The organism is Lacihabitans sp. CCS-44, from assembly GCF_024343735.1.
Classification (GTDB): Bacteria; Bacteroidota; Bacteroidia; order Cytophagales; family Spirosomataceae; genus Leadbetterella.
The window spans coordinates 326252-338109 of record NZ_RJUE01000060.1 but is presented as its reverse complement, the minus strand read 5'-3'; the positions used below and the strand labels follow the sequence as shown (position 1 = coordinate 338109).

8 protein-coding genes are annotated in these 11858 nt (G+C 37.4%); 1 reads left to right on the top strand and 7 read right to left on the bottom strand.

Translation table 11 applies throughout. The features are described 5' to 3' along the window. Positions 1 to 54: 54 nt before the first annotated feature. Positions 55 to 504: a nuclear transport factor 2 family protein gene (locus EGI26_RS15720; protein WP_255079899.1), complete on the bottom strand. Its 450-nt coding sequence runs from the start codon at positions 502 to 504 to the stop codon at positions 55 to 57. 180 nt (positions 505 to 684) lie between these two features. Beyond that, positions 685 to 1659, bottom strand: a complete 975-nt coding sequence (locus EGI26_RS15715) for a ThuA domain-containing protein (protein WP_255079898.1) — start codon at positions 1657 to 1659, stop codon at positions 685 to 687. A 208-nt stretch (positions 1660 to 1867) separates the two neighbouring features. On the opposite strand from EGI26_RS15715, the gene EGI26_RS15710 reads away from it, so the two are divergent. Continuing rightward, the gene (locus EGI26_RS15710) at positions 1868 to 3730 is read left to right on the top strand and encodes a hypothetical protein (protein WP_255079897.1); all 1863 of its coding nucleotides are present in this window, start codon (positions 1868 to 1870) and stop codon (positions 3728 to 3730) included. Between the two features lie 46 nt (positions 3731 to 3776). Here EGI26_RS15710 and EGI26_RS15705 read toward each other — a convergent pair whose 3' ends face one another. The 5 genes from EGI26_RS15705 to EGI26_RS15685 all read right to left on the bottom strand — a co-directional run bounded on the left by EGI26_RS15705 (position 3777) and on the right by EGI26_RS15685 (position 11834). Then, a complete protein-coding gene (locus EGI26_RS15705) occupies positions 3777 to 5702 on the bottom strand; it encodes a caspase family protein (RefSeq protein WP_255079896.1) in 1926 nt (641 codons plus the stop codon). A 15-nt stretch (positions 5703 to 5717) separates the two neighbouring features. Further along, positions 5718 to 7550 (bottom strand): C1 family peptidase, encoded by a 1833-nt coding sequence (locus tag EGI26_RS15700; RefSeq protein WP_255079887.1) that lies wholly within the window; start codon positions 7548 to 7550, stop codon positions 5718 to 5720. Positions 7551 to 7833: 283 nt separating this feature from the next. After that, the gene (locus EGI26_RS15695) at positions 7834 to 8802 is read right to left on the bottom strand and encodes a pentapeptide repeat-containing protein (protein ID WP_255079882.1); all 969 of its coding nucleotides are present in this window, start codon (positions 8800 to 8802) and stop codon (positions 7834 to 7836) included. Next, a complete protein-coding gene (locus EGI26_RS15690) occupies positions 8750 to 10471 on the bottom strand; it encodes a C1 family peptidase (RefSeq protein ID WP_255079880.1) in 1722 nt (573 codons plus the stop codon). Before EGI26_RS15690 ends, EGI26_RS15695 begins: the two co-directional genes overlap by 53 nt. Position 10472: 1 nt before the next feature. Continuing rightward, positions 10473 to 11834, bottom strand: a complete 1362-nt coding sequence (locus tag EGI26_RS15685) for a sialidase family protein (RefSeq protein WP_255079878.1) — start codon at positions 11832 to 11834, stop codon at positions 10473 to 10475. Between the last annotated feature and the right edge of the window lie 24 nt (positions 11835 to 11858).

The window sequence follows — 11858 nt, the reverse complement described above, 5'->3', positions numbered from 1 at the left end:
CACGAATGCACTAATACAATAATTCGTGCATTCGTGGCAATTCACTTGACCTATTTATTTTTTAACCGAACTGTGCATTTGTTGCAAGACCCATCGGCCTTTTACTTTTTCCAATATGATGCTTTCTAACCATTCTCTTTTTTTAATAGAATTGTCTTGTAAAGATCTGATGGTGGCGGTGTTGTGGTAATTTACCCATGCAATGTTTTTGTAAAATTTGACTTTAATAAAATCAAACTGATTGGTGCGTTCAAACGTCAAAGGCTTGGCAGTCATTCGGTCTACATAGGCTTGGATCTCCTTGCGTTCCCAGACTTCACCCACCTCCAAAAGTTGAAAATCTGGACTACAATTTCTATCAAAATATTTCATGTCGGGATGAGTAAAAGTCTCAAAAAAGTCAGTCAATACTGCTTTGATGGCAGCGGTTTCTTTCTCTACATTTTGGGCTTTTGTAGAAAAAGAGCAAAAAATAAGCGTTACAAGAAATATTAATTGTTTCATTATTAGGTCGTTAAAATTGCGATATTTTTTACTACAGAGGTACCCGGAGTTTACAAACTATATCTATAATTGAGTTTCACGGAGTTTTTTACTTCACTTAATATCTTTGCGTATTTCCGCTCCAGCGGTTATAAACTATGTTTTCTATCCTTCTGTGTGTTTAAAAATTCACCCCAATACTCACTTCACAAATGCACGAGAACTTGTCTTATCCACCGTAGGAAAATCCGCCGGAATCGGAATCGTAACTTTTCCTGTGGCCGCCCATTGTGAGCCACGGAGTAGTGTGGTGATAAATCCAACACACTCCACAGAGTAGTCAATATGACCCATCGGTGTATGGAAAATCCGCCCTTTGCCGTAGTCTATGGTCATGAGCATGGGTTCGTGGCGAGCCGTTCCTCTGTTTTCTTTTGAAGAATAGGCAGTGGCCAAAACCTTCATGTTTTCTGCTGGACCACGCAGACGGTCATAAAGTTCGTCTTTAGCGTGGAGCCATTTCATCGGCATTCCTTTGGTTATCGGGTGCTCGGCGTCTCTGACTTCTATGGTGTATTCGTGTTGCGGACCGTGTGAGCCAGCTTTGCCGGGTGTGTTGTCTCTCACCATCTTGCCAGCGTCATCAAAATATACATACGGGCCGTCTTTTTCGGTGCGGTCGCCCCAGCCACCAAGGCCTATCATTTGGTTGTAGGCTGGCCAAGTTGGAAACGAATTGTCGGCTGCATGGATGATTACCACACCGCCGCCTTTTTTTACAAAACTGTCAAAGGCCTCATTGGTGGCATCTGGCCAAGGGGCTGCATTCCAGCCAAAGTTGACTATTACCAAGTCGTATTTCTTAAAATCAGGAGAGAAATTAGGGTCAGCCTTTGGCTTTTTCTCGGCAGTTGTTTGAGGCACACCTGCTATAGTAAAATCATTGATTTGTCCATCGGCTTCACCCCAAGTATAGGCACTTCGTTGCACATCAACTTTAAAAAGACCGGTTTCCTCCAAGTATTTCTTCATCATGTAGGTGATCTTTGGCCAGTGCGTATGGTTATTCTGACCGTCTACAATGAGCGTTTTAATAGGTTTTTTTTTCGATTGGGCAGTGGAGGTATTGACCATAAAAAGCGACACAGTAAAGATGAGCAACAGTTTGGTTTTCATCAGAGTGATTTTAAAAATGGGTTGAAATATTTGTGCAATATCGTGGTTTAAACTTTAATGGTCAAAATATTGAGTTTGGAATTTGGGAAGAGGTTAGAAATAAGGAGCAATCCTAAGGGTAAGAAAAAATGAATAAATGTCAATTTACTATTACTATCCTGATTATTGGCACGGAACTTGAAAAATATTTAAAAATATTATTTGAAGTATGTTTATATATCTAACGCAACGCTCTTTTTTAATCTTCTTAATGGCTACAACTTTTTTTTGTGCTTTTGATACGTTTAGTCAACCAAATATCATTTCTGTAAATAATCCAAGGAGGCTAATACTTTTTCCAGATAATAATACTTTCTTAATAAATTCATCAAATTCAATGTCCGTTTGGTCTTTAAATCAAAATAAACTCCTTTTTAGGGAGGATATTGACATTAGTAGTGTGAATCCGATATTTTTGGATAAAGAAGCTAAAGATTACGTGATATACTATAGTGGATTTAATAGAATAGATACTAATCAGTGTTTTATTGGCAAAATTAATTTGACCTCTAAAAAGCAAGAATTCTTTTTTGAACCATACCAAATGAGAGACTTTGTTAAAAGCAGTTTCGAGAATCGATTTTTTTTTATTTCACATACTTTAGAGGAATATAATAATGTTGAAAAAAAATTTACGGTTTTAGATTTCCCGAAAAATACTTTAGGCGGATTTTCTGCAATTGCAAGAACGCATAAAAATAAAATTGCGGTAGTATCTGAAAGAGGACACTTGCTTTTAATGGATTTTGAAGGTAATAAGATTTTAAAAACTGTCCAATTTACAAGTTCTACATTTGGAGATTTTGAAAAAAATATTCTGGCAGTATCTAATCAAAATAATTATTTGGCAACTTATGATAGGGAAAAAGTGACTATTTGGAATAGTGAAAGTTTGGAAAAGTACAGAGAACACAAAGTAAATGTCTTAGATATCTGGGCTGAGGATACTTTTGTAAAATTTTCTAAAGACGGTTTATATTATGCAATTGCCAACCATGTTTTATCCAAAATCGACATTTATAAGTCGGACAGTGGTCAGAAAGTAAGAACCATTTCCTACAAAGGGCGATTCATTGATTTTGAAGTTGCCTCAAACTTGAATTTTTTATTGTTTTTAATGGAAGATGGAGAGGTAAAAAAAATCATTCCAGAAAACATAATAGACCTAAGTCCATCTGAAAGAAATACAAAGGCATTGTTATCAGAAAATTATTTATACTTAAATACAAGTAACTATCAACTTAAAAAGATTGATATTAGAAATAATAAATTGCTTAATGTTTTTCAAACAGGATATGATAATTATATTTTTCAAAAGTCTTTGAATCCAAATGAATTGGTTACCAAAATTCCTAACGAAAATAACTTTTATCATTTCAAATTTAATAATTCAAAACCCACTGTGGATATAATCAGAACTCCAGAATCAGGTAGCGGGAAGAGGCTTTTTACTTTTTTAAATATGGCTGTAACCGAAAAAGTTGAAATGCTTTTTTCAGACAAAATACTAAAGAGAATAAATGTAAAAACTGGACAATTAATTGATAGTATAACAATTGAGGGGGAGTCTTATTGGGATAGAGTTATATTTTCTAAAGAACAGAACAAATTGTTTTTATTAAATAAAAATTGGGGGATTGCAAAAATACAAGATGGTCAACAGCCTATTATGATTTTAGATAAAATAAATATGATATTAGAGGATGATTTTGATAGGAATTTAGTTAAAATTGACTCCGATTCAATTAGTATTTTTGATTTGGATTCTGAGAAAAACATTTTGAATATTCCAAACTACTTGTTCAAGCACTTATTGAATCCTGCTTCAATAACCCTTAAATTGTCCAAAAACAATAATTATGGAGTTATAGGAGAAAATTACTTTTATGGGATAGTAGCAATTTACGATTTGAAAAATTTCAAAATTCTTAAAAAATTTGAAGACCCACGGATAATTAATGTATTCTTTACTAAAGAGGATAAAATAGTAGTTGTTTATAAAAACCATTTCGAAATACATCCAATCAATTAATTTCTTCATTCTTTTTGCAAACCAACGGAATGGCTATCTCCCCACCTCAATGCCTAAAATAAAAATCGCCATCAAACTCTGAGTACCAAGCGGGTTTTTGTTGGTCGTTGGTTTTTAGTTTTACAGCTTTTGAGGTTTCTTTTACTACTTCTTCTAGCTTGAGGTTGGGTTTGTCGATAAACTTCAGCAATTCTCCTGTGAAGATACCGTTTCGGCTTCCTTCACCTTCCAGTGCGGTTTGGTTGGCTGAAGCTGCATAAAAAATAAATGAGCCTTGCGGGTTTTGGGTAGGGGCAGACAAGCCTCTAGAGCCAGAGCCACGGGTGGTGTTTCTTGCGTCCAAAGGGTTGTCACGGCAAGCATCCAAAATGATGATATTTACTTTTGAATTGGCTTTTTTCATTTGGCCAAAAAGCTCGTCCACTTCTACACAATATTTATTGAAATCTTGGTCGGTTTTTATGGCTTCAGCATCTACAGGCACAAGGAAATTGGTACCGCTGCCGTTTTGTAGTCCGTGGCCAGCATAAAAAAACATGCCCACATCGTAATTGGCCAGCTCTCTTCCAAATTTTATAAAAGCCATACTCATTTCTTCGGCTTTCAGGTTTTTGTGCTTGATTACTTTAAAACCCAAGCCTTCGAGCTTCTTGGCCATGTCGTCCACGTCGTTGAGTGTGTTGTTGAGAGGTTTGTGTTTGTAGGCTGCATTACCTATCAAAAGTGCGATTCTACGTTCTTCAGCCTCAGGATTTTGTGATTTTATTTTGTAAATTTTCCGGCTTGATTCCACACTTCCTCCGGAGTTTTTGGCTACAAAACGGAGGTTAGTCAGGTTGGCGTTGGGTGGTATAGTTACCTGTTTTTCAAATCTATACGGGCAGTCAGGTTGTTTGGATGGCACAATTACGAAATCTCTCGAAGTCAACTCCACGCCGTCGGCATACAAACTCATGCTTGGTTTTTCTGAGCTGTTTACGCAGGCTTTTATGGTTACTACATTTTCTGATGTTTCTATACTTTCTTGTGTAGGATATACCCAGCTGATGGTAGGTTTTGAATATTTTGGCATATTTTTTACGACCACTTCCTCTTCTTCAGTTTCGCCACAATCGTCACTTAAGGTTTCGAGTTTGTTTTTGCTAAAATTGTCGTTTGAATTTAATTTAATCGCATATTCAAAATTCTCTCTGGCTTTTTCACAATCTTCCAATTGGATATTTATCATGCCTAAGTTTCTGAAAGCCAAATAGATGTCTTTCATATTGAGGTCGATAGATTTTTGTGTATCTTCTATAGCCGCATCAATATTGCCCAACATGATTTTAGAAAAACCACGGTAATGGTATCCGTAGGGATCGTTGGGTTTTTGTTTGATATAATAGTCGAAGTCAGCAACGCTTTGTTTCCATTTTCCATCGCTCAGATAGGCATTTCCACGCCAGTAATACAAACTGTAATCTGTTGATTTATAAGGCATACTGAGCGAATAATTCTCGGCAGCTTTTCCAAAATCAGAAAGTGCGTAATAGGCGTTGGCGATTTGGTAGTAGCAGTCTCCAGGGCTATATTTATACATCAACGCAAAGTTGAAATCCTTTATGGCTTCGTTGTATTGACCACGTTTGTGCTGGGCTAAAGCTCTGTCATAAAGTGTGAGTCCATAGGCTTTTAGGATATTTGTTGGCATTTCTCCGATTTTGGTATAACCGAGTTTGTTGAGGTCTTTTACGGCAAGGTTATAGTCTTCATACGCCTCGTTGTATTTTTTTTGATAATATTTAGCCAATCCTCTGTATGTAAGAGTGTTATATGCTGGCTCAATTTCTTCATCTAGGGCCTCATCGAATGCATTTTCAGCATTTTTGTAGTCGGCTTTTTTGTAATATTCTACGCCTTTTTGGTAGGAATTTTGTCCAAAACTCAGTAAAGGCAGTAAAATTATTATTAAAATATATAGTTTGGTTTTCATTGAATTTTTGGGTCTTTAATTCACATGTTTAATCTCTAAAGTAATAGGAATCACGCTTTTGCCGTTAAGTTTTGCTTCAAAGTTTATTTTGTCTTTGGTCAGGTTTACGCTTTTGTTTTCTACCATTTTGTTTTGAAGGGCGGCTTTTAGTTTAGCGTCAAAACTACCCGTTTGTCGCTGCATTTGTTTGGCGATAGCTTTTATGTCCAGCTCTTCTTTCGAAAACAAAATACAAAGATAATCCGTGCCGATGTTGTTGTCCATCTGTACCCAATAATCTTCGTTGGGTATCATTATTTCGTTTTTTGAATAATCCAGATACGCACTGTAGCCATCAAAAGGGAAGATGTTACTCACTTTTGTGGTGTTGGTGCCATAGCTGATTAAGTAAACATAAGCCGGCTGGTTGTTTGTAAAACTCAGACGAAACTGTGTGCCAGAGCTGTAAGATTTGGTGGAGGCATAGTTTACCGTTTCGGATGTGTTATTGTTTAATCTCACAGGCATGCTATTACCGTTGTCTAAAATCACCTCGAAACTTCCTGACAAATCGGCTTTGGTATTGTTTGGCGTAGTGGCCTCATAATCAGCCATTTCGTAGGCTTCGTAGGTTACTGCGGCAAAGTCATTGTATTTGAGCCATATAAAGCCCTCGTTGCCCCAATAAGTACCCCAACTGTTGATGATTTCGAAAGCACCGCCATATTTTGTGTCGTCGTAGCCAATCACCGTTATGGCGTGTCGGCTAACCAATTTGCCTTTTTTGCCTTCCCAAAGTCCTTTGGTGGCCGATGCACTTGGTCTTTGGAACGAATCATAAACTTCCATGGCTATTACCACGGGGCGTTTTTCAGAGAGACTTTTTTTGATGTTTTCCATCATTTGAGTGCGGTCTGAATTGTAATCTCCTGAAAGACGTTTGTAGTTTTTTATTCTGAATTTGGAGGCAATTCTTACGTCTTGATTTTCGATAACAGGAGAACAGCTATACTCAAAATCCACATTTTTGATGGAGCCTAAATCTTTGATGAGTTTAACGGCATCTTGAATGTAAGAACCTTGTTTACAGGCAGCTTCGGTTTGGCTAGATTTTATCTGACTGTAGGTAAATGACGGAGCAAAGGTCTCATTAGTAATAGTTTGTCGGTTTTTTATGTTGTTTCTGATGGCATAAAGAATCGTTCGGGCGGCATAAGTGGTAGACCAACCCACGCAATCGCTGTATTGTTGAAGACCTGGTTTTGGGCAATATTCTTTCAACGAAACTCGCTCGGGCAAACTCGTGTACGACCTGTTAATTAGTCTCGAAATTTGCGGAATGGACTGATATTGAGCCTCGTCGCTCATTAGACCCGTAAGTGTGGGAGGGCTTTTGTCGTACTTATTTTGTAAAAAATCAAAAGCTTTTTTTACCGTATTCTCATCCAAGCGGCTTTTCAGATAAGGCTCTAAGTAATTGCCATAATTTTGTTCAAACGACTGGCCGTTTCCTTCCAAAATATCCATTATGTTGGTCAGCTCATTTTCCAATTGTATGTTTTCTGATTCAGAAAATGAGCGGGTAGAATTACCCTTAGAAAACGCTTGGTTTTTTATTAAAATGCCTAATTCTGTGGTGTTTACGTTAGGGATACGACTGTCAATATTGATAAAACCGCTGGGAGAAAGAAGATTTATTTTGCTATCTTTTCCAAAAAGTAATATTGCTTTTTCCGAGACTTCCTCTCCTTTTTTAAGTGCTTTTCCGTTGGAAGAAACCTGTCCTTGAGTTTCTAAAACGTAGATTTGGGCTTGGGAAATGGTCGATAAAAAGACACTGAGAATCAGGAAAAGAATGGTTTTTTTCATGCAAATATTTTAGGTTTTAATGGCTAGGTTTTGAAAAATTACTTTCAAGGCTCAATATTAATCCTGAAAATTGATATTTGAATGATTTTAACCATCAATTAACAAAAATTCAATCTTGATGAAATAGTAGATAGGGAAGTTATGAATGTTCGCGAGTTAATAAAAAAGCAAAATGTGGATAGCAACAATTGCCTACAAATATTTTTATGACCCAAAATATGGGGTTTTCATAATCAGAGTTTCAAATGTGATTTAGTTTACCCAGAAAAGAATAAATCAATATCTACTTAATCTCCAGCAACTTTTGCCCTAAATATTTAGCATCATCATGAGTAAAAAGAGTGGTGTTTTTTTGTTTAAAATCAATGGTTGGAGAGTCTTTGTAGAACAGAGATTTGTTGATGCTAAAAGAAGCACAGTCGAGTTCATTGAAAAGCACATCATTCTCAAAAACACATTCTTCCATTTCTATCGTAGTTGCTTTTGTGTTCTCAAATTCGAGCCTGGCTTCGAAACGACAGTTGTTAAATAGCCCTTTGTTTTTGATACTAAAAAAATTAAAGCTAGCATTTTTGAAAAATGTACATAAAGAGACATCCAAACTTTCGCGAAACTCGGCTAGTCTAAAGAGAGCTAAATCATAGAAATCAGAACCTTGGAAGCTTGCGTTTTGGTTGAATATACTTTCCGATAAATCAAGATTAGACCTGAACCGAGCATTTTGGAAAAAGCATTCTTTGGCAAAAATGGCTTTATTGAAAAAAACGGGATTATTAAAAATGGAGTTCTCGAAATGGACTTCACCGTAAAATTGTGAACTAGAAAAATCACTTACAGAATTAACATAACAGCTGTTTAGATTAAAATTTTGGTAAAAGATACAGTCGATAAAAGTAAGGTTTTTGGAAAATGTACTTGCAATAGACAAGTCTGTAACCTCTTTGAAACCAATTACTTGGCCACGAAATTTGCAATTTTTAAAAAACAAGGGGGTTTCTACAATCACCCTTGCGTTTTGCTTAGTTTCTGTGTAAAAGCCAGCTTTTGTAAAGTCTAGGTCTCCCGTAATTTCTGCATTTTCGATATTGATGGGTTTACCTTTTTTTATTTGAGATATAATACTTTTGGCTTCAATTGTTTCAAACTTTTGGGCCTGTGTGCTTAAGAAAGAACCCAAAACCAACAGCCAAAACCAATATTTACTTCTTAAAATAAGGCTCAATAGAGATATTGGTTTTTTGACCGTTTTCATAATCTTTTATTTTTCTTTCCAACTCCCCAGATTTTTTCTTTTGAACAATAAACTCCCCAATCTCTTCGGGAGAATATTCGTTTAATCTTTCAGGTGTTATAGTGGTGTAAAACTGCTTTTTTTGTTCTTTGAGGCTGTTTTTGGAAATTGTATTTTTAAACGAAAACTCCTTTCCCGTGCTTTTGAAACTTATTCTTCCGCCTTCTCCATTTCTGAAAATAATTGGATCGTCTGTAGTGTAGAAGAAATTATCATCCTCGTCATATTCTTGAAACACATCTTCTGCATCTACTACCAAAACAATATAATATGACCCAGTCAGGTTAGAGGGCATGGTATATTTAACCAAAACGCCTTCTGCTGAGCCAAATAATTCCTCCGAAAAACTACTCCAAGACGGAATGGAAAGGTTGAAGTCGCAAGAGCTACCCGAGGTACAATTGTACTTGTTTGGAGCTAGATTTTTAGTTGTAAAATTGTAGTTGAATATTATTCCATAGTCGTTGGCGTTTTTTGAGTTGTAATACAGATAATAGGTTTTCCAAGGGTTTACGGGAGTTGCCGTAAACTCACCATCGTTATAAATATCAAAAACAACGGATCTCGAACTTGGCGTTTTTGTTTCAGTCGCGGTAGAATAATCTTCCTCTACCCAAGAAACCAGTTCAATGCCCGACACTTGATCAACTTCTGTAGGCGGGGGCGGAGGTGTAGGATCGCCAGTGGGTTTACTTGCTCCATCACTCATGACCATCAGCACGCCATTGCCTGCTTGGTCTCTTTGCAAAAACGAATTGATAAAAAAATTATAGTCTATCCATATAAAACCCTTGCTGCCCCAACCAGTACCCCAAGAGTTAATAACCTTAAAAGCTCCATTGAGCCCTTTGTTGTTATCATAGCCAACGATAGTGAGAGCGTGGTAAGAATGCTGGCCAGTGTTGTTGTAAGTGGTGTTGGCTGAAAGCACGTTATCGCTATTCCAGCTCATAAAGCTATCAGAAAGCTTGGCACCCATTACTACTGGCACTCTGTTTACAATCTGCTGTTTTATGGCCACCACACTACTTTCTATGGTTCTATAATTTTTGATTTTGTGATTTTCTGCACTTTTGGTCCATGAAGACTGAATAGATGAAGATGAGCAATCGCCCAAACCTGTGTACGGCACAACATCTAATGTAGCCGCACCACGCTTCTGAAGCATTTCGAAATTGATGATATAACTGCTTCCGTCGCACTTGTCACCTTTTGAGTTGCCTTCTGGTAAGGACGTAAACAAGTCTTTTGCACTTATTTGGTTCTTTTCGTTTGCCAGTTCTGTGGCTCCATAATTAAAGCTGATTCCTTCAGTGGCGGTTTTGGTGTAATAGCCCGTGGCCCAAGAAACACAAGTACCGTATTGACCTTGGTTTTTTACTGGTGGCATCAGTTTGGAATTGTCAAAAGAACTTGGCAAGTTGGTTGAAGACGCAAATCCAAAACGTATGTTGTTTGGTGTATCCGCCAAATTGTCGTTTCCGAGCCAGCCAGTTTTATACAATGCACTGTTTGTTTGATTATCTGTATCATCGTCATCGGGTTCTAGGGCTTCCGTAATCTTGCAACTTTGCGAAGAAATGCTAAATGCAATTAACCATACAAGGGTTGATTTTGATAAAGTTTTCATGTTAGTCAATAGTTACATAATACAAAGATGGGCTACTCAGTCTGGCTCCTCCTAACAGAGATTGCTCCGAAATCGTCATCAGGATTTTTCGTTTTCCAGAATTATCATATGCTACACTGGTATGATCCGTAAGAAAAAGTGTAAGAACGGATAAATAGGTTTTTTTCTGTGCAAAATTTTGAAATTCAGTAGTAAAGAAGGATTCTTTGGCTTCGTTGTTTGAAAGGTTTAAGTTTTCAAACTTTCCATTGGAATAAAACACACCCAGAGTTTGGTTTGATTCTACTAACCCACCCGCTTGTATAACTAAACCATATTTCCCACCCGGGCCTTGAGTGACCTGAAAGCTTTGAATTTCAGCCCCCTTTGTAGCGATTTCTCCAATTATTTTCTTTTGGCCATTGTGTGGAGTGATGTCCCAGATTTGGTCAGTACTTACCGTAGAGCTGCTGGGTTGGAAAACCACGTGGTCTCTGTTGTTGTCATCCACAACTAAACGTGGCGGATTCATGAAAGTGTTATTCGTTGAAAACTTGGGAAATTTATAAATAGAAAAAGCACCCGTTCCGTTGAAATAAATAAAGTTCTGTACACCTTCATCGTCGAGGGCTTCCCCCACAAAGTGAAGCTTGCCGTTGCTGTCATAGTATCCATCCAGATTGTTATACCCAGCTCTTTTTGGCGGTCCAGTTGGATATTCTGCGGGAAGCGGGTTGGTCAATGCTGTAATTGAATAATTGGAGCCATTCATTTTTGCCTCTCGAATCCAATCGGCGTACCATTTGTTTACCCAATTATTGGTGGAAGACAAATTGCTAATCTGTGACCAAACGACTCTGAGCGTACCAGAGGGGTCAACATTGGCAAACCAAGAGAACTGTGTTAATTCATTGTCTGCAAGACGTTTTTGGCTACCCCATGAGTTCCCTTGAAGAACTTTATACATGAGTGTGCCGGCTACATAACCACCTGGGCCATCAAGACTTATATCTGGCTGAGGGATTTTTGCACTGCCATATCTTTTCCAAATGGCATATATTAGCCCTTGACCATCTTCAATGATTCTGGCATAGCCGCTGCCATTGCCCGTGCCGTCATCGCTAAGAGTTATAGGCTTACTCCAGGACTTTCCTTCATCTAAAGATTGTGAGTAATAGATATAGATGGGCTTTCCAATATCAGGACTTTCTTGAAAAACAGTGTGATATGTTCCGTTTTTCGCAATCAGCAAATCGCTATAACCCACTCTTTCGAATTGAGAAATTAAAACTTCCTCTGGCGTATTGTTTGGATTTAGAGTGTCGGGTAGTAGTTTGCAAGAAGCCAAAAAGACTACACAAACTATAAGTAATTTTGTTTTCATATCATCTTTAATTTAGAATAATCA

Excerpts from the sequence above, each read along its gene's own strand:
- EGI26_RS15720 (WP_255079899.1), bottom strand. The coding sequence starts at position 504 with ATGAAACAATTAATATTTCTTGTAACGCTTATTTTTTGCTCTTTTTCT.
- EGI26_RS15715 (WP_255079898.1), bottom strand. The coding sequence starts at position 1,659 with ATGAAAACCAAACTGTTGCTCATCTTTACTGTGTCGCTTTTTATGGTC.
- EGI26_RS15710 (WP_255079897.1), top strand. The coding sequence starts at position 1,868 with ATGTTTATATATCTAACGCAACGCTCTTTTTTAATCTTCTTAATGGCT.
- EGI26_RS15705 (WP_255079896.1), bottom strand. The coding sequence starts at position 5,702 with ATGAAAACCAAACTATATATTTTAATAATAATTTTACTGCCTTTACTG.
- EGI26_RS15700 (WP_255079887.1), bottom strand. The coding sequence starts at position 7,550 with ATGAAAAAAACCATTCTTTTCCTGATTCTCAGTGTCTTTTTATCGACC.
- EGI26_RS15695 (WP_255079882.1), bottom strand. The coding sequence starts at position 8,802 with ATGAAAACGGTCAAAAAACCAATATCTCTATTGAGCCTTATTTTAAGA.
- EGI26_RS15690 (WP_255079880.1), bottom strand. The coding sequence starts at position 10,471 with ATGAAAACTTTATCAAAATCAACCCTTGTATGGTTAATTGCATTTAGC.
- EGI26_RS15685 (WP_255079878.1), bottom strand. The coding sequence starts at position 11,834 with ATGAAAACAAAATTACTTATAGTTTGTGTAGTCTTTTTGGCTTCTTGC.